The sequence below is a fragment of the Streptomyces dengpaensis genome (assembly GCF_002946835.1).
GTDB classification, from domain to species: domain Bacteria; phylum Actinomycetota; class Actinomycetes; order Streptomycetales; family Streptomycetaceae; genus Streptomyces; species Streptomyces dengpaensis.
The window spans coordinates 4,624,524-4,647,513 of the sequence record NZ_CP026652.1 but is presented as its reverse complement, the minus strand read 5'-3'; the positions used below and the strand labels follow the sequence as shown (position 1 = coordinate 4,647,513).

14 protein-coding genes, 1 tRNA gene, 1 rRNA gene and 1 riboswitch are annotated in these 22,990 nt (G+C 70.9%); of the genes, 7 read left to right on the top strand and 9 right to left on the bottom strand.

Annotated elements, in window-relative coordinates; all coding sequences use genetic code 11:
* Position 1 precedes the first annotated feature (1 nt).
* Together C4B68_RS21545 and C4B68_RS21535 are read right to left on the bottom strand one after the other, a co-directional pair.
* Positions 2-1,527, bottom strand: a 16S ribosomal RNA gene (locus C4B68_RS21545).
* 656 nt (positions 1,528-2,183) lie between these two features.
* Entirely contained in the window at positions 2,184-2,732 is a 549-nt protein-coding gene (locus tag C4B68_RS21535; RefSeq protein WP_099506073.1) for a MarR family winged helix-turn-helix transcriptional regulator, read from the bottom strand.
* Between the two features lie 155 nt (positions 2,733-2,887).
* Between C4B68_RS21535 and C4B68_RS21530 the strand changes: the two genes are divergently transcribed.
* Positions 2,888-4,162, top strand: a complete 1,275-nt coding sequence (locus tag C4B68_RS21530; RefSeq protein WP_099506027.1) for an MFS transporter — start codon at positions 2,888-2,890, stop codon at positions 4,160-4,162.
* Positions 4,163-4,437: 275 nt separating this feature from the next.
* Here the strand turns inward: C4B68_RS21530 and C4B68_RS21525 are convergent, their stop codons facing one another.
* On the bottom strand, positions 4,438-6,093 hold the full coding sequence (locus C4B68_RS21525; protein ID WP_099506028.1) for an ATP-binding SpoIIE family protein phosphatase: 1,656 nt from the start codon (positions 6,091-6,093) through the stop codon (positions 4,438-4,440).
* A gap of 241 nt (positions 6,094-6,334) precedes the next feature.
* On the bottom strand, positions 6,335-7,702 hold the full coding sequence (locus C4B68_RS21520; protein ID WP_099506029.1) for an NAD(P)/FAD-dependent oxidoreductase: 1,368 nt from the start codon (positions 7,700-7,702) through the stop codon (positions 6,335-6,337).
* A gap of 374 nt (positions 7,703-8,076) precedes the next feature.
* Between C4B68_RS21520 and C4B68_RS21515 the strand changes: the two genes are divergently transcribed.
* Positions 8,077-8,847 carry a TetR/AcrR family transcriptional regulator gene (locus C4B68_RS21515; RefSeq protein ID WP_099506030.1) on the top strand — a complete coding sequence of 257 codons (771 nt, stop codon included), beginning with the start codon at positions 8,077-8,079 and terminating at the stop codon, positions 8,845-8,847.
* Between the two features lie 228 nt (positions 8,848-9,075).
* The gene (locus tag C4B68_RS21510; RefSeq protein ID WP_099506031.1) at positions 9,076-11,058 is read left to right on the top strand and encodes a sigma-70 family RNA polymerase sigma factor; all 1,983 of its coding nucleotides are present in this window, start codon (positions 9,076-9,078) and stop codon (positions 11,056-11,058) included.
* Positions 11,059-11,384: 326 nt separating this feature from the next.
* On the opposite strand, the gene C4B68_RS21505 is transcribed toward C4B68_RS21510, so the two are convergent.
* The gene (locus tag C4B68_RS21505) at positions 11,385-13,466 is read right to left on the bottom strand and encodes an asparagine synthase-related protein (protein ID WP_099506032.1); all 2,082 of its coding nucleotides are present in this window, start codon (positions 13,464-13,466) and stop codon (positions 11,385-11,387) included.
* Between the two features lie 757 nt (positions 13,467-14,223).
* On the opposite strand from C4B68_RS21505, the gene C4B68_RS21500 reads away from it, so the two are divergent.
* The 4 genes from C4B68_RS21500 (at position 14,224) to C4B68_RS21485 (ending at position 19,351) form a co-directional block, all read left to right on the top strand.
* Positions 14,224-15,648, top strand: a complete 1,425-nt coding sequence (locus C4B68_RS21500) for an NsdA family TPR-like regulatory protein (protein ID WP_099506033.1) — start codon at positions 14,224-14,226, stop codon at positions 15,646-15,648.
* 119 nt (positions 15,649-15,767) lie between these two features.
* Entirely contained in the window at positions 15,768-16,964 is a 1,197-nt protein-coding gene (lhgO, locus tag C4B68_RS21495; RefSeq protein ID WP_099506074.1) for an L-2-hydroxyglutarate oxidase, read from the top strand.
* A gap of 166 nt (positions 16,965-17,130) precedes the next feature.
* On the top strand, positions 17,131-17,970 hold the full coding sequence (trmB, locus tag C4B68_RS21490) for a tRNA (guanosine(46)-N7)-methyltransferase TrmB (RefSeq protein ID WP_099506034.1): 840 nt from the start codon (positions 17,131-17,133) through the stop codon (positions 17,968-17,970).
* A gap of 43 nt (positions 17,971-18,013) precedes the next feature.
* A complete protein-coding gene (locus C4B68_RS21485; RefSeq protein ID WP_099506035.1) occupies positions 18,014-19,351 on the top strand; it encodes a PrsW family intramembrane metalloprotease in 1,338 nt (445 codons plus the stop codon).
* Positions 19,352-19,575: 224 nt separating this feature from the next.
* Here the strand turns inward: C4B68_RS21485 and C4B68_RS21480 are convergent, their stop codons facing one another.
* The 4 genes from C4B68_RS21480 to C4B68_RS21465 all read right to left on the bottom strand — a co-directional run bounded on the left by C4B68_RS21480 (position 19,576) and on the right by C4B68_RS21465 (position 22,797).
* Positions 19,576-20,604 (bottom strand): M23 family metallopeptidase, encoded by a 1,029-nt coding sequence (locus tag C4B68_RS21480; RefSeq protein ID WP_099506036.1) that lies wholly within the window; start codon positions 20,602-20,604, stop codon positions 19,576-19,578.
* Positions 20,605-20,615: 11 nt separating this feature from the next.
* Positions 20,616-20,773: riboswitch (cyclic di-AMP (ydaO/yuaA leader) on the bottom strand.
* A gap of 253 nt (positions 20,774-21,026) precedes the next feature.
* On the bottom strand, positions 21,027-21,293 hold the full coding sequence (locus C4B68_RS21475; protein WP_099506037.1) for a hypothetical protein: 267 nt from the start codon (positions 21,291-21,293) through the stop codon (positions 21,027-21,029).
* A 222-nt stretch (positions 21,294-21,515) separates the two neighbouring features.
* A tRNA-Met gene (locus C4B68_RS21470) sits at positions 21,516-21,589 on the bottom strand.
* Between the two features lie 47 nt (positions 21,590-21,636).
* Entirely contained in the window at positions 21,637-22,797 is a 1,161-nt protein-coding gene (locus C4B68_RS21465; protein ID WP_099506038.1) for a dihydrofolate reductase family protein, read from the bottom strand.
* Between the last annotated feature and the right edge of the window lie 193 nt (positions 22,798-22,990).

The window sequence follows — 22,990 nt, the reverse complement described above, 5'->3', positions numbered from 1 at the left end:
GAAAGGAGGTGATCCAGCCGCACCTTCCGGTACGGCTACCTTGTTACGACTTCGTCCCAATCGCCAGTCCCACCTTCGACAGCTCCCTCCCACAAGGGGTTGGGCCACCGGCTTCGGGTGTTACCGACTTTCGTGACGTGACGGGCGGTGTGTACAAGGCCCGGGAACGTATTCACCGCAGCAATGCTGATCTGCGATTACTAGCAACTCCGACTTCATGGGGTCGAGTTGCAGACCCCAATCCGAACTGAGACAGGCTTTTTGAGATTCGCTCCGCCTCGCGGCTTCGCAGCTCATTGTACCTGCCATTGTAGCACGTGTGCAGCCCAAGACATAAGGGGCATGATGACTTGACGTCGTCCCCACCTTCCTCCGAGTTGACCCCGGCAGTCTCCTGTGAGTCCCCATCACCCCGAAGGGCATGCTGGCAACACAGAACAAGGGTTGCGCTCGTTGCGGGACTTAACCCAACATCTCACGACACGAGCTGACGACAGCCATGCACCACCTGTACACCGACCACAAGGGGGCACCCATCTCTGGATGTTTCCGGTGTATGTCAAGCCTTGGTAAGGTTCTTCGCGTTGCGTCGAATTAAGCCACATGCTCCGCTGCTTGTGCGGGCCCCCGTCAATTCCTTTGAGTTTTAGCCTTGCGGCCGTACTCCCCAGGCGGGGCACTTAATGCGTTAGCTGCGGCACCGACGACGTGGAATGTCGCCAACACCTAGTGCCCACCGTTTACGGCGTGGACTACCAGGGTATCTAATCCTGTTCGCTCCCCACGCTTTCGCTCCTCAGCGTCAGTAATGGCCCAGAGATCCGCCTTCGCCACCGGTGTTCCTCCTGATATCTGCGCATTTCACCGCTACACCAGGAATTCCGATCTCCCCTACCACACTCTAGCCTGCCCGTATCGACTGCAGACCCGGGGTTAAGCCCCGGGCTTTCACAACCGACGCGACAAGCCGCCTACGAGCTCTTTACGCCCAATAATTCCGGACAACGCTTGCGCCCTACGTATTACCGCGGCTGCTGGCACGTAGTTAGCCGGCGCTTCTTCTGCAGGTACCGTCACTTTCGCTTCTTCCCTGCTGAAAGAGGTTTACAACCCGAAGGCCGTCATCCCTCACGCGGCGTCGCTGCATCAGGCTTTCGCCCATTGTGCAATATTCCCCACTGCTGCCTCCCGTAGGAGTCTGGGCCGTGTCTCAGTCCCAGTGTGGCCGGTCGCCCTCTCAGGCCGGCTACCCGTCGTCGCCTTGGTGAGCCACTACCTCACCAACAAGCTGATAGGCCGCGGGCTCATCCTTCACCGCCGGAGCTTTCCACCCAGGAGCATGCGCTCCCGGGTCGTATCCGGTATTAGACCCCGTTTCCAGGGCTTGTCCCAGAGTGAAGGGCAGATTGCCCACGTGTTACTCACCCGTTCGCCACTAATCCACCCCGAAGGGCTTCATCGTTCGACTTGCATGTGTTAAGCACGCCGCCAGCGTTCGTCCTGAGCCAGGATCAAACTCTCCGTGAATGTTTTCCCGTAATCGGGACGACACCACGAGAGCGGAACGATCAGCCGGAATAAGACCGATCGTTCACAGCGTCCTCGCTGTGCGCCTGCCCCGAAGGGCAGGACTTTTTCAAAGGAACCTCGCCCCAGCCGATCGGCCGGAGACGGGGTATCAACATATCTGGCGTTGATTTTTGGCACGCTGTTGAGTTCTCAAGGAACGGACGCTTCCTTTGTACTCACCCGAGAGACTCTCTCAGGCTTTCCTCCGGGCGCTTCCCTTCGGTCTTGCGTTTCCGACTCTACCAGATCTTCCCGATCCGATTTCCTCGGCGCTTTCCAGGTTTCCGCTTTCGCGTTTCCCTTTCCGGCGGGTCCGACTCTATCAGATCCTTTCGGGCCTGATTCCCAGTCAGCGGGGGTTGTCTTCCCGGCCGTTGGGCCGTTCCGACGTTCCAAACATTAGCGGATCCTCCCGGGTGGCGCCTAATCGGGCCGCCGTGTCCAAATCGAATTGAATTCGGGCACGCCGAATTCGACCCGGTTGGGTGATCGTGCTGGTGGTTGGGTGCCGCATCAGCGGCCAGGGTGCCACCGCAGAACCGTTACGGCTCCGTGGCAACTCGGAGAACTTTACGGATCCGGCATGGGGGCGTCAACCCCGTCTGTCAAGATCTTTAATCGAGGTCGCTCAGCCGGCCGCCCGCGTCCGGCTGAGCGTGCTCCACGCGTCGTAGAAGACGGGTCAGCACCTCACCCAGGACACCGCGCTCGTCGGAGGAGAGGTCCTGGAGGAGCTCCTCCTCGAAGACCGTAGCCAGGCGCATCGCCTCAAGCCACTTCTCGCGCCCCTCGTTCGTCAGCTCCACGATGACACGTACGCGATTGGACTCGTCGCGCTCGCGGGTGACCAGCCCCTCCGCGACCATTCGGTCAATGCGGTGGGTCATCGCGGCCGGGGTGAGGCCGAGGCGCTTGGCGAGGTCGCTCGGCCCCAGGCGGTACGGGGCGCCCGAGAGGACGAGGGCCTTGAGGACCTCCCACTCGGCGTTGCTGATGCCGAGCTCGGCGGTCTGGCGGCCGTAGGCGACGTTCATGCGCCGGTTGAGGCGGGAGAGAGCCGAGACGATTTTCTCGACCTGGGGGTCCAGGTCCTGGAACTCGCGCTGGTAGGCGACGATCTGCTCTTCGAGTGTCGGCTCAGTGACGCCGGGGGTGTCGCCCATGGCCAAAGTATGGCATGACGTCGCTTGGTGTCGAAGTCCTTCAATGTGTAGAGTTTAACATCTAACTTTAGCTTCGAAGTCTTCAGACCTGCATCCATGCAACCGGAAGCGGTCTGGTGGCTTCACGACCAAGGCAGGTGAAAGTGACCAGGGCGATGGGCGCGGCGATGCGCCGGATCCACGTGGGGAACGCACTCAGCGCGTTCGGGCTCGGCTTTACCGTCCCCTTCCTCTACATCTATGTGGCGCAGGTGCGGGGACTCGGCTCCATGACGGCGGGCATCGTGCTCGCCGTTTTCGCCGTGGCCGCCCTCGTCGTGCTGCCGTTCGCCGGGCGGGCCATCGTCCGGCGCGGCCCGCTGCCGGTCCTGGTCGCCTCCCTGGTCACCGCCGCCGTCGGTGCGCTGAGCCTCGGGTTCGCGAGCGGCGCGACCACCGTGCTGCTGTCGGCGGCCGCGCTCGGTGCCGGGCAGGCCGTGATGCAGCCGGCGCTCGCGACGATGATCGTGGACTGCTCGACCGCGGACACCCGCTCGCGCGCCTTCGCCCTGCAGTTCTTCCTGCATAACCTCGGGCTGGGCGTGGGCGGGCTCATCGGCGGTCACATCGTCGACACGTCGCGCGCGAGTTCGTTCACGCTGCTGTTCGCGATCGAGGCGGCGATGTTCCTGCTGCTCGTCGTGATCATGGCGACCGTACGGATGCCGCACGCGCCGCGGATCGAGGGTGACGCGCCGCAGGCCAAGGCCGGCAGCTGGAAGCAGCTGTTCGGCAACCGGGCCATGGTGCAGCTGTCCGTGCTGGGCTTCGTGCTGTTCTTCGCGTGCTACGGGCAGTTCGAGTCGGGGCTCTCCGCGTACGGCGTCGAGGCGGCCGGGATCTCCACGTCGACGCTCGGTACGGGCATGGCGGCGAACACCGCGATGATCGTGGTCGCGCAGTTCGCGGTGCTCAAGTTCGTCGAGCGCCGGAAGCGGTCCCGGGTGATCGCCGCGGTCGGCCTGATCTGGGCCGTCGCGTGGCTCGCGGCCGGGTACGCGGGCCTCGGGCACGGCAGCCAGACCATGGCGACCGCCGCGTTCATCTCGACGTACGCGCTCTTCGGGCTCGGCGAGGCGATGCTGTCGCCGACCGTCGCGCCGCTGGTCGCCGATCTGGCGCCGCCGGGCATGGCCGGTCAGTACAACTCCGCCTTCGCCCTGGTGAAGCAGCTCGCGCTGGCGGTCGGTCCCGCGGTGGGCGGTCCGATGGGAGCGTCGCTGCACGGGCCGTACATCGTGACGTTCCTGCTCTTCTCGCTCGGCATCACGTTCCTGGCCGTGCGCCTGGGTCGGCAGCTCACCCCCGTACAGAACCAGCCGTCGCTCGCGAAGAGCCGGGTGGTCGTGCAGGGCGGGGCGCCGGCGGAGCCGGTGTCGGCGAGCGCCTGACCTACGTACGTACGACGGCCGCCACCGCGTTTTCCGCGGCGGCGGCCGTCGCGCGTTTCAGCGGGCCCCCTTACCAGGTGGCCGTGAAGGGCAGGGGCGCGCTGCCGGGGGACAGGGCCAAGAGGGTTTTTCGCCCCCGCCGCCCCTACCCGTCCCGTACTTGGGGGCTGCCGCCCCCAGACCCCCGCTGTCGCGCTTCGCGCTCGTCCTCAAACGCCGGACGGGCTGAACCCCTGGGGCGGAGGGGGCGAACCCCGCTTATGGAACCCACCGCCTCAATTCCCCCCGCGCGGCAGCGCGAACTCGCACCACACCGCCTTTCCGCCGCCGGGCGTACGCCGTGAGCCCCAGCCGGAGGCGATCGTGGCGACGATGGCGATGCCGCGGCCCGCCTCGTCGGCGGGTTCGGCGCGGCGGCGGCGCGGGAGGTGGTCGTCGCCGTCGGTGACCTCGATGATGAGGCGGCGGTCGGTGCGGCGCAGGCGTAGCCGCATGGGCGGGGTGCCGTGCTGGAGGGAGTTGGCGACGAGTTCGCTCGCGGCGAGGACGCCGAGGTCGTGGAGGTCGGGCGGGAACCGCCAACTGGTGAGGACGCCGGAGGCGAAGGCACGCGCGCGTGGAGCCGCTTCCACGCCACCGAGCAACTCCAGGGCGGCGTTCCGGAAGAGGTCGCCGTCGGGGCCGGTGCGGGCCGGGTGCTGGAGGACCAGGACGGCCACGTCGTCGTCGTGGTCGGCCGTGACGCCCGCCGAGCGGACCAGGCGGTCGCAGATCACCTGGGGCGTGCCCGAGGCGCCTGCCAGGGCGCGTTCCAGGGACGCGATGCCCTCGTCCAGGTCCTCGTCGCGCCGCTCCACCAGGCCGTCCGTGTAGAGGACGGCCGTGGAGCCGGGGCCCAGCGGGACGGAGCCCGACGCGTGCAGCCAGCCGCCGGTGCCGAGCGGCGGGCCGGTTGGCTCGTCGGCGCGGTGGACGGTGCCGCTCTCGTCGCGGACCAGGATGGGGAGGTGGCCCGCCGAGGCGTACACGAGCCGCCCCTCGTTGGGGTCGTGGACGGCGTACACGCAGGTGGCGATCTGGTTGGCGTCGATCTCGGTGGCGAGGCCGTCGAGGAGCTGCAGGACCTCGTGCGGAGGGAGATCGAGGCGGGCGTACGCGCGTACGGCCGTACGCAGCTGGCCCATGACGGCCGCGGCGCGCACCCCGCGGCCCATGACGTCGCCGATGACGAGTGCCGTGCGGCCGCCGCCGAGGGTGATCACGTCGTACCAGTCGCCGCCGACCGCGGCCTCCGTGCCGCCGGGCTGGTAGGTGGCCGCGATGCGCAGGTCGTCGGGCTCCTCCAACTCCTGGGGGAGCAGGGAGCGCTGGAGAGTGACGGCCGTCTCGCGCTGGCGGCGCTCGCTGGCGCGCAGCCGCTCGGCGGCCTCGGCATGGTCGGTGACGTCGGTGGCGAAGACGAGTACGCCGCCGCCCTGGCCCTCGGGGGAGGTGTCGACCGGGGTGCAGGTGAAGGTGTACGAGCGGCCGCTCGGGACCTTGCGGGACTTGACCGTGCGGGGCTTGGCGCTGCGCAGGACCTGGTCGAGGAGCGGGAGCAGGCCGAGTTCGTCCAGTTCGGGCAGCGCCTCGCGTGCGGGCTCGCCGGCCGGCCGTGCGCCGAAGGCCGCCCTATAGGCGTCGTTGACGTACGCGACGCGGTGCTCGGGGCCGTGTACGAGGGCGACGAGCGCGGGGACGCGGTCGAGGACCTCGCGCACCGGCAACTCGTCGACGTCGAGCGCGGGCGGCGCGTCCTCGGTCAGCTGTTCGGCGCGGGCCGCCGGTACGGAGCCTTCCCCTCGCCGGTCGGGGGAGACCGTGTGCTCGGTCCGCGCTGCGGCGCGGCGCTGCGTTCCGGGGAGCCGGGCGCTCCAGCGCGTGAAGTTCACGAATCCTTGCCTCGTGTCGTTGTCGCCGGCCGACTCCGGATCCGGCTGGGGGGTCTGGGGGCCGCGCGGCGGTAGCCGCACATTCTTACTGCCCCAGGTGATGCAGCACAGTGGTGAAAGCCCCGTGGGTGAGAAGGGCGAGTGGTGGGCCCGCCCAAGGTCGTGGACCAGTCTGGCAGTCCGGCCGACCGGGCGGACATCCGTCAGACGTCGGTCCTGTCGGTGGAGTTCCTGGGTCCGGTCAGGACGACCCCTTCGGGTCGTGAGGAGGCTTTCCACCGGCCGCGAGTTCGAACTCCGCACGGGGATGTTCGAGCGAACCGAGAGACACGATCTCTCTTTTGAAGAGCCCCGCCAGGGTCCATTCGGCGAGCACACGGGCCTTGCGGTTGAAGGTCGGCACCCTGCTCAGGTGGTAGACGCGGTGCATGAACCAGGCAGGATAGCCCTTCAGTTTGCGCCCGTAGACCTGTGCGACGCCTTTGTGCAGGCCCAGGGACGCGACCGATCCGACGCATTTGTGTCCGTACGTCTCCAGGGGCTCGCCGCGCAGGGAGTGCACGATGTTGTCGCCGAGGACCTTGGCCTGGCGCACGGCGTGCTGGGCGTTGGGCGCGGTGTCCTTGCCGGGCTCCTCGGCGGTGACGTCGGGGACGGCGGCGGCGTCTCCCGCGGCCCACGCGTGCGTGGTGCCGTCGACGGTCAGCTGGGCGGTGCACTTGAGGCGGCCGCGCTCGTTGAGGCGGAGATCGGTGGCGGCCAGGATGGGGTTCGGCTTCACGCCGGCCGTCCACACGACCGTACGCGTGGGGAAGCGCGCGCCGTCACTGAGGACGGCGACCCGGTCCGCGCACGATTCGAGGCGGGTCTCCAGGCGTACGTCGATGTTGCGGCGGCGCAGTTCGGTGACCGTGTACTTGCCCATCTCCTCGCCGACTTCGGGGAGGATGCGGCCCGAGGCCTCGACGAGGATCCACTTCATGTCCTCGGGCCGGACGTTGTGGTAGTAGCGCGTGGCGTAGCGGGCCATGTCCTCCAGCTCGCCGAGCGCCTCGACGCCGGCGTAACCGCCTCCTACGAAAACGAAGGTCAGGGCCGCGTCACGGATCGCGGGGTCGCGGGTGGAGGAGGCGATGTCCATCTGCTCGATGACGTGGTTGCGCAGGCCGATGGCCTCCTCGAGCGTCTTGAAGCCGATGCCGTAGTCGGCGAGCCCGGGGACGGGGAGCGTGCGCGAGATCGAGCCGGGGGCGAGGACGAGTTCGTCGTACGTGATCTGCTCCGCGCCCGCGCCCTCGTCCTCGGTGGCGAGCGTGGTGAGGGTCGCGGTGCGCTTGACGTGGTCGATCGACTTGGCCTCGCCGATGACGACCTTGCACTGGTCGAGGACGCGGCGCAGCGGGACGACGACGTGACGCGGCGAGATCGAGCCCGCGGCGGCCTCGGGAAGGAACGGCTGATACGTCATGTACGGGGCGGGCGAGACGACCGTGATCTCGACGTCGCCCCGCTTCAGTTCGGGCTTCAGCTGTCGCTGCAGGCGCAGTGCGGTGTACATCCCGACGTAGCCGCCGCCGACAATGAGAATGCGCGTACGTTCCTTCACCATCCCATGACGCACCCCTCTCTGGAGTTTGTCCACAGGCCCAGCAAATTGTGTGACCGGCCGCCGACAACGCGCAGAGTTGGCCGATTTGCCCGAGTGCGCGGAATACTCGCAGGTCAGCGGGGGTAAGTGGGGTAGGCGGAGGAGGCGTAATCGGGACGTAACCGCCCCGTACTCCGATCGGGGGGCGCTCTGTGCGGAACCTGCCCCTTCTGAATTGACCCCCGCTCAACTATGTTCGTGTCTCGACGGGGTGTAGGGGGATGCGCTCGACGAGTCCGCAGGAGGGCTCGTGCTCACAAGCTTGTTCCACGCGCTCCGGCTACCAATGGCGGGGAGAGTCTCCGGGGGGAGACGTCATTACCGGGGGAACGCTTATGCACATTCAGGACTCTCATTGGCCTTCCGCGTCTGCCATCGCATCCGGTGGCGCGGCGGCGGGCGGCAATGGCCGCGGTCCGGGTGAAGGATCGCGTACGACGCCACTGCGCGTGGACGCACAGCGCAATCTGGAGCACGTCCTGCGCGCGGCGCGCGAGGTCTTCGGCGAGCTGGGGTACGGCGCGCCGATGGAGGACGTGGCCCGGCGCGCCCGGGTCGGTGTCGGCACGGTGTACCGGCGCTTCCCGAGCAAGGACGTCCTGGTCCGTCGGATAGCCGAGGAGGAGACCTCCCGGCTGACCGACCAGGCACGGGCGGCGCTCGGCCAGGAGGACGAGCCGTGGTCGGCGCTCTCGCGCTTCCTGCGTACGTCGGTGGCCTCGGGCGCCGGGCGGCTGCTGCCGCCGCACGTGCTGCGGGTCGGCGTCGCCGAGGACGGGGCCGAGCAGGACGAGGCGCGGGTGCCGCAGCAGCGGTCCCAGCTCACGCCCGAACTGCGGCTCGTCGAGCAGCGGTCGGCGCCCGAGGAGGAGTCGGTGGCCGCGGCGGCGGACGACGCCGGTGCGGCGGCGCTGCTCGAGGTGGTCGGCCGGCTGGTGGAGCGGGCGCGCGCGGCGGGCGAGCTGCGGGGCGACGTCACCGTGGCGGACGTACTGCTGGTGATAGCGACGGCGGCGCCCTCGCTGCCGGACGCCGCCCAGCAAGCCGCCGCCTCGGCCCGGCTCCTCGACATCCTTCTGGAGGGGCTGCGCTCCCGCCCGGCGTAAGTCCGGGAGCGGTCGCCTGCGGCCCGTACCGCACATTGCCGACGTTGCGCCAAATCCCGTGCGGGAAACGCTGATTGACCCTTCCCCAAACGAGTGAACGCTAGTGCTGTGGGGTGGCAAGACCCCACGGACGAGTGGTTGGCAGGGACAGCTGGGGCCCGCGGCAGGTCAATATGGCACTCTTTCCCGGGTATTCGGGACCGAGTGTGCAGGCGGGGGCTTTCCGCGATGAGCGTTGACGGGCGGGACGAGTCACTCGGTGACGGTGGCACGGACGGCGGCGCGGAAGCCGGCGGGCTGCCGTCGCCGCCGGTGCCCAGCCAGGGCGGGCCTCAGGAGGTCCCTCCAGGCTCCGCACCGTCCGGTGGCGCACGGCCGGGTGGCGCATCCGCCGGTAGTAGGCGCTCCGGTGGCGCGCCCGAGCCCATCGTTCCTTCGCAGCGCGACCGGTTCGACCGGCGCGACGGCAGTGTCCTGTCGCCCCCGGTCGAACCTCCGCCGTCCGACGCCGGTCTGATCGAGCGGATGCGCGCAGGCGACGACACCGCGTACGAGGAGCTGTACCGGCGCCACGCGGAGGCCGTACACCGCTACGCCCGCACCTGCTGCCGGGACGGGCACACCGCCGACGACCTCACGTCCGAGGTGTTCGCCCGCATGCTGCAGGCGGTACGCGGTGGCAGCGGCCCCGAGCACGCCGTGCGCGCGTACTTGCTGACGACGGTCCGCCGGGTCGCCGCCGGCTGGACGAAGTCGGCAAAGCGGGAGCATCTCGTCGACGACTTCGCGGTGTTCGCCACGCAGGCCGCCCGCTCCTCCGAGGTGACCGACGAGGACACTCTGGACCTGGGTGCGGACGTGCGCGCGATGCACGAGGCCGAGCAGTCCATGGCCATGCAGGCCTTCCGCTCGCTGCCGGAGCGGTGGCAGGCCGTGCTGTGGCACACGGAGGTCGAGGACGAGTCGCCGAGCGAGGTCGCCACACTCTTCGGGCTCGACGCCAACGGCACGCGCGTGCTCGCCAGCCGCGCCCGCGAGGGCCTGAAGCAGGCGTACCTCCAGGCACACGTCAGCGCCACGCTCACCATGGACGAGGAGTGCGCGCGCTACGCCGACCGGCTCGGTGCCTACGCCCGCGGCGGGCTGCGCACGCGCGCCGAACGGGGGCTGCGCAAGCACCTGGAGGAGTGCGCCAAGTGCTGGCTGGCCGCCGGTCAGATCAAGGAAGTCGCCAGCGGGATCCCCGCGGTCGTGCCGGTCGCGGTCATCGGTTGGTTCGGTGCCGCCGGGTACGCCAAGGCGGTCGGGCTCATCGCCGGTGGCGCCGGAGCGGGTGCGGCCGGAGCCGCGGGCGCGGCCGCCGCGGCGGGCGGCAGCTCCGGCGGAGCGAGCGCGGGTGGCGGCGCGGCCGCCTCGGAGGGGCTCGGCGCGCGGGCCAAGGCCGGTATCGCGGCGGGTGTCGTCGCGGTGGCCGCGGCGGCGGTGGCGCTCGCCCTGGTCGGCGACGACAGCCCGGCCAAGAAGCCGGCGGCCAAACCGTCCACCTCACCCGCCGTCGAGGCGCCGCTGCCGCCGCCGGAGCCGCCGAAGAAGACACCCCCGCCGAAGCCGCCGGTGGTGGCGCCTGCCCCGCCGCCCGCGCCGACGCCCTCTCCGACACCCAAGCCCACCCCGAAACCGACGCCCAAGCCGTCGCCGACCCCTACGCCGAAGCCGACCCCGAAACCCACGCCCAAGCCGACCCCGACTCCGACGCCGCCGTCTCCCCCGCCCGCACCGGCCGTCTACCAGTGGAGCGGGCTGGAGTACGGCGTCACCGGCGACCACACCGAACCCGAGATGCGGCTCGGTGAGAGCAGCTGGGTGTGGCAGCGCGACGGGGTGTCGATCGCGAACACGCAGTACGCGCACGGGGTGACCGTCCACGGCCATTCCTCCGTCACCATCGACCTCAACCGCAGTTGCTCCTCGTACGACGCGATGGTCGGTGCCGACGACATGACGACGGGCCTCGGCAAGGTGCGCTTCTCCGTGTACGCCGACGGGGCGCAGCTCTGGCGGTCCCCGCTGATGGAGGGCGGCGACCAGGCGATCCCCGTCCACGTGAACCTCACCGGCCGCGAGACGATCCGCCTCGTCGTCGAACCCCACTCGCCTTTCGACTCGGGAGCGCTGGCGGACTGGGCGGAGTCAAAGATGCTGTGCGAGTAACCAACGTTTCCCGCCCCCACCGCCCCTACCCATTCCCGTACCTGGGGGCTACGCCCCCAGACCCCCCTTCGGCCTGAACGGCCTCGTCCTCAAACGCCGGACGGGCTGACATGGTGCACCCGCAGTCGCCAGCGCGCGGAAGGGGCCGTGCCGTGCCGGTACATCACATGCCCGTCGCTTACGTTCGGATCTGGAGACGAATCCCCGTAAGGCAACGTCTGATTCAGCGGCGACGGGCGGATGTACCGGCACGGCACGGCCCCGACCCACCCACCGGCGGAAGCCCACCCACCGGCAGGAGACCCCGGTGAAGGCAGCGGCAGCGGCTACGTCCCCAACACCCGCCCCTGCGGCACAATCCCCGCCGGCACCGCCCGCTGCCGAGCAGGCGTCCCCGTCCAGCACGTCCCCCGTCGAGCCAGCAGGCGCCGTAGCCACACCTCCAGGGAGACCAGATCGGCCAGCCCGTCCAGAGGCAGCGCCTCCCCCTCCGCGGCCGAGCGCAGCGCCTTGCGGACGACGCGGGCCTCGACCAGGCCCGCCTGGGCGAGCAGAGGGGTGTCGAACAGAGTGATCAAGGAATCCGCCGCCACCCGCAACCCCGTACGCGCGGCCGCCGACGAGGACGCGTGCGAGGGCGCACCCCAGCCCGGGGGCAGATCAGCCACCCCGGCCCCCTCCAGCACCGTACGAAGGATCGCCGCCCGCGCCCCGGGCTGCACCCGCAGCGCCTCCGGAAGGTCACGGCACGCGCGTACCACCTGGTTGTCGAGGAACGGCGCGTGCAGCCGCTGGAAGCGGATCTCGGCCGCCTGCTCCAGGACGCGCAGATCCGCCGCGTGACGCGTGAGCGCCGCACGCGCGCGGAAGTCGCCCGGCCGCTGCCCGGGCCCGACCCCCGGCCGCCCCGCCGTCGCCCCCTGCAGGCGAACCGCTACTTCAGCCAGCGCCTCCCCGGTCAGCCAGCGCGCCGCGGGCCCGGGTCTGGCCCAGGTGAGCGCGGCGAGGGACGCCCCCACGGCGCCTCCCGGCTCCTCGAACCGCCGGTGCAGCAGCCGGTCGGCGAGCGCGTCGACGCCGGTGCGGTACGGCGTACGGGCGAGCTTCCGCGCGGCGCCGTACACGCGCGCGGGAACCATCACCGAACCGTCCGCCTTCGCCAACGCGGCCACGGGCCGCACCAGATGACGCCTCTTGCGGTCCATCAGCAGATCCGCGAGACGCGCCGGGTGCGCGTCCAGGACCTGCCGGGCGCCGTAGCCCGTGAAGTGGTCCGCGCTCCCGGAGGAGAGCCGCGCGCGGTGCCGGGCCGCCGTCACCAGGGACGGGCCCGGTTCGTCCGTCAGCGGGCCCTCCAAGTCGGCGTAAGGGAGCACCTCTTCGCCCCCGGCGACGACCACATGGTGCAGCCGGGGATTGGCGGCGAGCGTCCCGGCCCGCTCCAGCTCGGACTCCCGCCCACGGACGGCGAGGTCGTTGAAGGTGACCGCGAGCAGGCGCTCACCGGCCCCCGTCCCGTGCCCCAGAACGGTCCCCGGCGCCCCCGGAAGCCCCGCCGCGAGCAGCGCCAGCGTCCCCGACGCGGGCCCCCCGGACAGATCGGCCCCGATCCCCGGCACCGGCATCCCGCGCGCGGCGCGCCGCTCGGCGGGCCCCATCCCGGGCACGGGCCCGGGGTCCACATCGGTGCCGGGTACATGCCGCGGCGCGGCGAGACGGGCGCGTACGGCCTCGACGAGGGCGTCGCGTACGGCGTCCACGGCTCTCGTGGGGTCGGCCGCGGGCGCCGCCACCGCGAGGGAGGCGACCGGCTCGTACCCGGCGATCTCGCGCGCCCCGGCACGCAGGATCAGCGCGTGCCCCGGCGGAATGCGCCGCACGCCCTCGTACGGGGTCGAGTCGTGCACCGCGGCCGGTACGTCGGGGGCGGCGAGCAGCGCCGCCAGGTGCCCGAAGTCCAGGTTCGCCTCGATGAGGTCGGCGAGGGGGAGCGCGGCGGTCGCGTACGCCGTGCCGCCCGCCCAGGGGGTGTAGAACACCGGCCGCGCGCCCGCGAGATCACCGCAGACGGTCACTCGCCGGCCGACCTGGACGACCGCCGTGTAGCTGCCGGACCAGTTGGTCAGATGCCGAAGTGCTCCTCCGCGCGCGGCGAACAGCCCGACGCGCAGCTCTTCGTCGGAGGCCCCGCAGGTGCCGAGGACGGCGATGCGGTTCTCCGCGCCGGCCTTCACGACGCGGACCTCGTCGGGGCGCCAGTCGCCGACGGCCCACAGCGGATCGGGGTCGCCCCATAGGAGTTGGGAACCCACCGGGTGCACGGTCTCGCCGTCGTTCCCCGTGGCGCCCGCCGAGCCGAACTCAGGCGCTCTGGCGGCGGTACTGCTCCACCCCACCAACCATCGCATCGCCGCCTCCACAGGCTGTGGACAACCAGTGCACCGTACGAACCGGTCACCATGCTGCCACGAAGAAAGCGCGCTGGAGGGCCCCTGCGGCGGCTTGCGCTCCCTGAAGTGCGCCCCCTGCGGGCCTCCACGCCGCCATGGAGCCACCGCACAACGAGCCCCGGACCGCCCTCTCGCCCGACGCCCGGGCCCGCCCAACCGGCGCCCGAGCCCCACCCAGGCGCCACCCGCCCGACACTCAACCCGCCCCGAGCCGACGCGAATGCGCCCCCGCTACGCTCCCCCAAAACACCCCACGCGCCCTCAACTGACGTGGTAGGAGCCCTGATTGCCCCCGAGGGCGGCCAGCGATTTTCGGCCATTTCAGCTGCGGATGGACAGCCGTGCACACGCTCCGTACAGGCCCTGCGCACCGCTTCGGCAACGCACAGTCCGGGAGGCGGAGTTCGCCTCCCGGACCGGTCCGCCGCCCGCGGGGATGGAGGCGGCGGTGTCCCCCAGCCCACTGGATCCAGTACAGCGGGCCGACCCACGCACGACCATGGAAGCGCTCCCCCGGTGGCCGGAGAAGAGCGCACGGACGGGCGCACAGCCACACAGTGGGAGCACGCCGCGACCGTCCGTACTGTCGTATGGACCACAATCCCGCCATCCGGAACTACGCCCCTTAACGCCTGGGATTGGGCGAACTACGCTGGGTTTACGAATGCCGCGTGGTTATGCCAGCGCGGCAGCCGTCTGTGTCGAGGGGTGGCGCATGTCCAGGGAGCAACGCGGGCCGAACGAAAAGCTCGGCGCCGTTCTCGCCCTCGCGGGAATCAGCAACGCAGGACTCGCGCGACGCGTCAACGACCTTGGCGCTCAACGCGGGTTGACTCTTCGCTACGACAAGACGTCGGTGGCGCGCTGGGTGTCGAAGGGAATGGTGCCGCAAGGTGCGGCGCCGCACCTCATCGCCGCCGCCATCGGCCAGAAGCTCGGCCGCCCCGTGCCGCTCCACGAGATCGGTCTGGCGGACGCGGATCCCGCGCCGGAAGTGGGCCTCGCCTTCCCCCGTGACGTCGGACAGGCGGTGCGGTCGGCCACGGAGCTGTACCGCCTCGACCTCGCCGGGCGCCGGGCCGGCAGCGGCGGCATCTGGCAGTCGCTCGCCGGGTCGTTCGCGGTGAGCGCTTACGCGACTCCCGCCTCACGGTGGCTGATAACACCGGCCGACAGTTCGGTGGCGCGCGAGGTGAGCCCCGGTGAGGGCTCCGGAGCACCGCTGAAAGTCGGCCACAGCGATGTGCAGAAGCTGCGTGAGGCAGCCGAGGACGCCAGGCGCTGGGACTCCAAGTACGGGGGCGGCGACTGGCGTTCGTCCATGGTGCCCGAGTGCTTGAGGGTGGAGGCGGCACCGCTGCTGCTCGCCTCGTACTCGGACGAGGTCGGCAGAGCCCTCTTCGGAGCCAGCGCCGAACTGACCCGCCTCGCCGGCTGGATGGCCTTCGACACCGGCCAGCAGGAGGCCGCCCAGCGCTACTACATCCAGGCGCTGCGCCTGGCCCGAGCGGCCGCCGACGTGCCCCTGGGGGGCTACGTCCTCGCCTCCATGTCCCTCCAGGCGACCTACCGCGGCTTCGGCGACGAGGGCGTCGACCTCGCCCAGGCCGCCCTGGAGCGCAACCGGGGTCTCGCCACGGCCCGCACCATGAGCTTCTTCCGTCTCGTCGAGGCGCGCGCACACGCGCGCGCGGGTGACGCCCAGGCGGCCGGCGCCGCTCTGAAGGCCGCCGAGGGCTGGCTGGAGCGGGCCCGCGACGGCGACAACGACCCGTCCTGGCTCGGCTTCTACTCGTACGACCGTTTCGCCGCCGACGCGGCCGAGTGCTACCGCGACCTGAAGGCGCCGCGCCAGGTGCGCCGCTTCACCGAGCAGGCGCTGTCGAAGCCGACGGAGGAGTTCGTCCGTTCCCACGGGCTGCGCCTGGTGGTGTCGGCGGTCGCCGAACTCGAGTCGGGCAACCTCGACGCGGCGTGCGCGCAGGGCGTACGGGCGGTCGAGGTCGCCGGACGCATATCCTCCGCACGTACCACCGAGTACGTGAAGGACCTCCTGCACCGGCTGGAGCCGTACGGCGACGAACCGCGTGTGGTCGAACTGCGCGAGCGCGCACGGCCGCTGCTGATGGCTCCCGCCTAGGGCCGCGGTCCCCGCGCCCCTGGCCGCTGTTTCGGCGCGCCGGGGGCCTCCCCGGGTTTGAGGGCATTGTCAGTGGCGCAGTGCACTATCGGAGTCGGGAGGTGGAGCAGGTGCGGAGCATGTACGACTGCGATGTGCTGGTGATCGGCGGCGGGATCGTCGGCCTGTCGACCGCGTATGCGATCACGCGCGCGGCGCCGGGCACCCGCGTGACGGTGCTGGAGAAGGAGCTGGGCCCCGCCCGCCACCAGACGGGGCGCAACAGCGGGGTGATCCACAGCGGGATCTACTACCGCCCGGACTCCCTGAAGGCGCGGTACGCGGTGCGGGGCGCCGCCGAGATGGTCAAGTTCTGCGCGGAGTACGGCATCGCGCACACGGTCACCGGCAAGCTGATCGTCGCCACCGACAAAGCCGAGCTGCCCCGGCTGCACGCACTGGTGCAGCGCGGCCGGGAGAACGGCATTCCGGTACGCGAGCTGGGCCCGGCCCAGATCGCTGAGTACGAGCCGCACGTGCGCGGCCTCGCCGCCATCCACGTCGGCACGACGGGCATCTGCGACTTCGTCTCGGTCGCCCGGCAGCTCGCCGAGTCCTCCGGGGCCGAGATCCGCTACGGCGCGGATGTCGTCCGCATCGACCGCCGCCCCGGCCTCGGTGCCGCCGTCCGCACGGCCGGCGGTGCGGTGGTCCGCGGGCGCGTGCTGGTCAATTGCGCGGGGCTGCACTGCGACGAGATCGCCCGGCTCACGGGGGACGACCCCGGGATGCGGATCGTCCCCTTCCGGGGCGAGTACTTCGAGCTGGCGCGGCCCGAGCTGGTGCACGGACTGGTCTATCCCGTGCCCGACCCCGCCTTCCCCTTCCTCGGGGTCCATCTCACCCGGGGCATTCACGGAGACGTCCACGTCGGGCCGAACGCGGTACCGGCGCTTGCCCGCGAGGGGTACGGCTGGGGGGTCGTCCGGCCCCGCGAGCTGGGCGCGACCCTGACGTGGCCCGGAGCCTGGCGGATCGCCCGGCGGCACTGGCGGTACGGGGCGGGGGAGCTGCGGCGGTCGGTGTCGAAGCCGGCGTTCACCGACGCGGTGCGGCGGCTGCTGCCCGGGGTGGCCCCGGAGGACCTGGTCCCCGCTGCCGCGGGGGTGCGGGCCCAGGCGGTTCTCCGTGACGGGACGCTGGTGGACGACTTCCTGATCCGGGAGGGCCCGCGGACGGTCCACGTGCTGAACGCTCCCTCGCCTGCGGCGACGGCTTCCCTGCCCATCGGGCGGGAGGTCGCCCGGAGGGCACTGGGCGCGCTGGCGGAGGCGTAAGCGGTTTTCGCCCCCTCCGCCCCAGGGGTTCAGCCCGTCCGGCGTTTGAGGACGAGCGCGAAGCGCCACAAGCGGGGGTCTGGGGGCGGCAGCCCCCAGGGACGGGCAGGGGCGGAGGGGGCGAGAAAACCCCACCACCGCACCGCCCCGTAAAATCGACCCCACTGTGTCTGACTCCCTTAACCTCCCCGAGACGCAGCCCGCCGCCGGCGGCTCGCTGCGTCACACCCGCGCCAAGGGCGAACCCCGCTTCCCCGACGGCCCGAAGGCCGACCCCGCGGGCTCGCACTTCGAGCGGCGGATCCGGAGTTTCCAGCCGCGACGCAGTCGCGTGACCGCCGGCCAGGCGGACGCGCTGCAGCGGCTGTGGCCCAAGTGGGGCCTGGACATCGACGGGCAGCGGACCATCGACCTGACGGAGCTGTTCGGCACCGACCGCCCCGTAGTCCTGGAGATCGGCTTCGGCATGGGCGAGGCCACCGCGCAGATGGCGGCCGAGGCCCCGGAGACCGGCATCCTCGCCGTGGACGTCCACACCCCGGGACAGGGCAACCTGCTCAATCTCGCCGACCGGAACGGCCTGTCCAACATCCGCGTCGGCAACGGCGACGCGATCATCCTGCTCAAGGAGATGCTCCCGCCGGAGTCCCTGAGCGGCCTGCGCGTGTACTTCCCCGACCCCTGGCCCAAGAAGCGGCACCACAAGCGGCGGCTGATCCAGCCGGAGTTCCTCAGCCTCGTCGCGACCCGCCTCAAGCCGGGCGCGATCGTGCACTGCGCGACCGACTGGGAGCCGTACGCCGAACAGATGCTCGAGGTACTGACCGCACACCCGGACTTCGAGAACACCCAGCCCGACGGCGGCTACGCACCACGTCCCGGCTTCCGCCCGCTGACCCGGTTCGAGGGCCAGGGACTGGACAAGGGCCATGTGGTGCACGACCTTCTGTTCCGCCGGGTGGAGCACCCCGCCGAGCACACCCCCGGGCACCCCGCCACCGACTGAGGCGCCGTCGCGGGCCGCGCCGTCCCTCGTTAGGGTCAATGCCGTGGCCACCTGCCCCCCGCACCCGACGCATCCCAGCGGTCCCTCCGGCGGTGCGCTGCGGCACGCGCACTGGTGGCAGCGCCGATGGGTCAGATACGGCACGCTGATCACGCTGCTCGCGATCTCCGGGCTGGTGATCCTGGCCCTCGTCCGCGAACAGACCGGCACCCAGGGCTTTCTCGTCGGCCTGGGCCTCGCCGTGTTCCCTGTACCGCTGCTCATAGCCGCCTTCTGGTGGCTGGACCGGGTCGAGCCCGGCCCCTGGCGGAACCTGCTCTTCTCCTTCGCCTGGGGTGCCGGCGCGGCCGCGCTCATAGCGATCGTCGCCAACAGCTTCGCGACCAGATGGATAGCGACCACGACCACGGATCCATCCAGCGCCGACACCCTCGGCGCGACGGTCATAGCGCCCATCGTCGAGGAGTCCGCGAAGGCGGCGGCCGTGCTGCTGGTCTTCCTCTTCCGCAGACGCGACTTCACCGGGATCGTCGACGGGATCGTCATAGCCGGGGTCACCGCCACCGGCTTCGCGTTCACCGAGAACATCCTCTACCTCGGCACCGCCTTCGGCACCGACCAGCTCAGCGGCGAGAGCGGGCTCGCGTCCGTCACCGCCGCGACCTTCTTCGTCCGCGTGGTGATGTCGCCCTTCGCGCACCCGCTGTTCACCGTGCTGACCGGCATCGGCTTCGGCATCGCGGCACTGTCCGCCGAACGCCACCGTCTGCGCCGCGTGCTGCTGCCCCTGGCCGGACTGCTGCTCGCCATGGGCATGCACTCCGCCTGGAACGGTTCGGCGAGCTTCGGGGAGTACGGGTTCTTCGCGGTCTACGCCGCGTTCATGGTGCCCGCGTTCGGGCTGGTGACCTGGCTGGCCATCTGGACGCGGCAGCGCGAACTGCGCACCGTTCGCTCGGAACTGCCCGCGTACGCCGCTGCCGGGTGGCTGACCGTGCCGGAGCCGTACGTGCTCGGCTCGATGCGGGCGCGGCGGCTCGCCCGCGAGTGGGCAGGCCACCGCTTCGGGAAGGCCACGGCCCGCTCGGTCGCGGAGTACGAGGCATACGCGACCTCGCTGGCGTTCCTGCGTCACCGGGGCCGCCGGGGCCGCGCGGGCGCCGACTTCGTCGTACGGGAACGGGAGTTGCTCGACGCGCTGTGGCGCCGCCGGGAGATCGCCCGGCCGGCCCTGGCGTACGCGGCGCAGACGACGGCTCCGGTGCCCCAGCCGTGGCCCGCGTACGGATACGCCTACGGGTACGGGCAGGCGCCCGCGTACGCCCGTCCGTACGGAACCGCCACGGCGCCGTATCCCGCGTACAACCCGTATCGCTCGTAGCGGCAGAACCAGGTCGCGCGCACCGGAAACCGGCAGCCCTGACGTCGGGGGGTTGCCGTCAGGACCGCCGGGGATCGAGGGAACGCAGGCACGCGTCAGAACCGCAGGGGTCGCCCGCACGCGTCAGATCCGTACGGCTGAGGAGCCCGTACGGATCAGACGGCTGAGGAGCCCGTACGGATCAGACGGCTGAGGAGCCCGTACGGATCAGGCGACCGTACGGATCAGAGGCTGATCCCCTTGTCGCGGAGCCACGCCGCCGGGTCGATCCCGGTGCCGGAGCCGCCGGAGTGGACCTCCAGGTGGAGGTGCGCCCCGGTGACGTTGCCGGTCGCGCCCACGCGTCCGATGATGTCGCCCGTGTTGACCTTCTGGCCCACGCTGACGCTGATCGAGGACTGGTGGGCGTACCACAGCTCCGTACCGTCATCCAGGGTGAGGACCGTGCGGTAGCCGTACGAACCGCTCCAGCCCGCCTCGGTGATCGTGCCGGTGTGGATCGCCTTGAGCGGCGTGCCCGTGGGCGCGGCGAAGTCGAGGCCGGTGTGGTAACCGGAGGACCAGAGCGCGCCGGCCTGACCGAAGGTCGAGGTGATGGTGTACGAGGAGGTCGGCAGCGTGTACTGCTTGGCCAGCTCGGCCAGGCGCTCGGCCTCGGCCTTCCTCGCGGCCTCCTCCTCCGCCTTCTTCTTCGCGGCGGCGGCCTCGGCCCTGGCCTCTTCCTCCGCCTTGGCTGCGGCTTCCGCGGCCTTCTTCGCGGCGGCGGCCTCGGCTGCCTCCTGGGCCGCGGTCTCGGCCTGGTCCTGCTGCTGGTCGGCCTGGGCCATGATGCGGGTGCGCAGCGCCTCGCCGGCGTCGGTGGTGCCCTGCTCGGTGTCGGCGGAGGTCACGCCGACGCTGCTGAGCGCGGTCGCGGAGCCCTTGGGCGCCTCGGGAGTGTCGTCCGAGATCAGCGAGCCGACGTTCGGCAGGTCGGGCATCGAGATCGACACCGGCGCCTTGCCGGGCGCCGCGGTGGCGATGCCACCCGCGCCGACGGCGGCTATGACACCGACGCCGAGAACCGTGGAACTGCGGGCGAGTCCCCCACCGCGCTGCTTGCTGACGCGATGCCGGCCGCGAACGGGGCGGACGGACTCCTCAGTGGGGTTCCACTCCTCCCATGGGCCCTCGTCGTTGCCGTAGGCGTAGCCGAAGGTCTGTGTGTCGTTCGGCGCGAACGAGGTTGGCTGGGCGGGCCGGTTGGACGCCACGTGGGCGCACTCCTTTCCTTCCTTCTCGCCTACCGGGTTAGCTGACGGGTTCGGAGCAGGAAGGTCTCCTACGCGCGTCAACCACGGCTTGCTCCACCGTGAAAGACGCTCGATTCACCCCAAGTTGGTGGTTCCCCGGTTCCCTTGCGGAATTCGGCGCGTGCGCACGGAGCCGCCTCTTGTGACGGCTGGGACGACCGCGCTGCGTTATCGAACGTTAATAGACCCGGGCACCGGATTCCAAGCCGTTCCGACTGATCGTTAACGCTTTTGGCCAGGACTTTGGGGTCAGCATCGGCGAAAATAGGGCGAGTTGACCATGATTCATAAACGTACCTTTGCCTGACGGCACGTCAGTTGTTATGCGGAGGGGCACCGTCCGATCACCTCACGTGACAACGATCAAGAAACGGCACAAACGATCAAGAACCCTGCGGGGTCGGCTCCGGCGGGGTGAGGTACTCGTAGACGGCTCCGGCGGCGATGAGCAGCCCGGGCAGCGCCCGGACGAAGGCCCGCGCGTACGAGATCCCGCGCCGGCCCGGGTCCGCCGCACCGGGCGGCCGGGTGACCCCCGGGCCGGAATCCGAGTCCGCGAGGCCGGTACCGGGCGCGGGGTCGCCGGGCAGCCGCCTACCGGACCGGCCGTATGGACCCTCGGCCCGCTGCTCGCCTGCTTGCTGCCCCACTCGTCCAGGCTTCCCGGAGCGGGGGTGGCGGGCGACCGGTGTGGACCGACCGGGGGACGCGCGTGGAGGCCCGCCGCGGCCCTCAGCCGCCAGCGATCAGCAGCGGCTGTGAGGCGGCGGACGCCCGTCGGACACCGCAACCACCGAGGGCGAACACCGAGGCAAAACACGGCAAACACCGAGGGCCGGAACTCTCATTCGAGTTCCGGCCCTCGGTTTCAGTAGCGGGGACAGGATTTGAACCTGCGACCTCTGGGTTATGAGCCCAGCGAGCTACCGAGCTGCTCCACCCCGCGTCGTTGAAACCAGTGTACGCCATCCGCGGGACCCCCAGCACACACGTTTACGCGCGCTCCCTCCCCGGTTCAGCCAGAAGGTGCCGGTTGGGCGCCTTGGCCCGCTCCTCGTACTCGGGCAGGACGACGACATCGGCGCCCGCGGCCGCGAGCAGCCCGCTCCCGTCGGCCCCCGCGACGAACGTGTCCGGCTCGCGCCAGGCCGTGACGACCCGCCGTACTCCCGCGTCGAGAATCAGCCGGGCACACGGCGCAGGCCGCGAAGCGCGCCGGGCGCAGGGCTCCAGGCTGCTGTAAACCGTGGCGGAGCCGAGGCGCGGATCGGCGGGGTCGATCTTGGCGAGCGCCGCCTCCTCGGCGTGCACCACGGAGTCGCCGCCCTCACGCGAGTGCCCGCGGGCCAGCTCGGTCCCGTCGGCGGCCACCACCACCGCGCCCACGCTGAACGCGGTCTCCGACGGCGGGCACAGCTCCGCCAGCTCACAGGCGAGCGCGAGCCAGTGCCGGTCCGCGGCGGAGGCGAGAGCCTCGGTGCCGGGCGCCGTGGGGACGTACCGGATGAGGACGACGTCCCCGACGGCCCGTGTCTCCACGAGCCGCATCCGGCCGGGCGGGTACGCCCCGGGCCCGAACAGCCGCGGCGCGTCCGGCTCCCCCACGAAGAGCGGCGCGACGGCGAGCTGCAGCTCGTCCGCGAGCCCGTCCCGCATCAGCTGGGTGTGGACCCGCCCGCCACCTTCGACCATGAGGCGCCGCACACCTCGTACGTCATGAAGGTGTTCGAGCAGCACACGCCAGTCGATTTCGGCCCCGGTCGGGACGACATCGACGCCGGCGACGCCGCGCAAGAGGTCCCCGGCCCTCCCCGCCCCCTTGTCCGTCGTATAGACGACCTTCTCGCCGCCCGTGTGCCAGAACCGCGCCGCCGGATCCAGGTCGCCGGACCCGCTGACCGCGACCTTCAGCGGGTACTCGGGGCGCCCGGCGGCGACCCGCGCCGCGCGCCGTTCGGCCGAGTTGACCAGGAGCCGCGGGTTGTCGGCGCGGATCGTGCCCGCGCCGACCAGGATCGCGTCGCTGGACGCCCGTACCTCGTCGACCCGGTCGAAGTCGGCCGGGCTCGAGAGCAGCAGCCGCTCGGGGCCGGTGTCGTCCAGGAAGCCGTCGAGGGAGACGGCGGCGGACAACAGAACGTAGGGATGGGGCATGGGGGCGCGCCCTCCAGCTCGCAGGAGATTCAGTGGTGATCGCAGGAGATTCAGTGGTTAGAGGTCCCAGCTTTCACTACTCCATCCTGGCCCTGCTGTCCGAGGCACCCGTCCGGCGGCCGCGGATGGCGCCTCCGCCGTTTCCCGGACGACCTCCATTGACTGGCCTGCTGTCCCGGCAGAGGATCCCTTG

Excerpts from the sequence above, each read along its gene's own strand:
- C4B68_RS21520 (WP_099506029.1), bottom strand. The coding sequence starts at position 7,702 with ATGGTGAAGGAACGTACGCGCATTCTCATTGTCGGCGGCGGCTACGTC.
- C4B68_RS21530 (WP_099506027.1), top strand. The coding sequence starts at position 2,888 with ATGGGCGCGGCGATGCGCCGGATCCACGTGGGGAACGCACTCAGCGCG.
- C4B68_RS21500 (WP_099506033.1), top strand. The coding sequence starts at position 14,224 with ATGTCCAGGGAGCAACGCGGGCCGAACGAAAAGCTCGGCGCCGTTCTC.
- C4B68_RS21505 (WP_099506032.1), bottom strand. The coding sequence starts at position 13,466 with ATGCGATGGTTGGTGGGGTGGAGCAGTACCGCCGCCAGAGCGCCTGAG.
- C4B68_RS21535 (WP_099506073.1), bottom strand. The coding sequence starts at position 2,732 with ATGGGCGACACCCCCGGCGTCACTGAGCCGACACTCGAAGAGCAGATC.
- C4B68_RS21510 (WP_099506031.1), top strand. The coding sequence starts at position 9,076 with ATGAGCGTTGACGGGCGGGACGAGTCACTCGGTGACGGTGGCACGGAC.
- C4B68_RS21515 (WP_099506030.1), top strand. The coding sequence starts at position 8,077 with ATGCACATTCAGGACTCTCATTGGCCTTCCGCGTCTGCCATCGCATCC.
- C4B68_RS21465 (WP_099506038.1), bottom strand. The coding sequence starts at position 22,797 with ATGCCCCATCCCTACGTTCTGTTGTCCGCCGCCGTCTCCCTCGACGGC.
- lhgO (WP_099506074.1), top strand. The coding sequence starts at position 15,768 with ATGTACGACTGCGATGTGCTGGTGATCGGCGGCGGGATCGTCGGCCTG.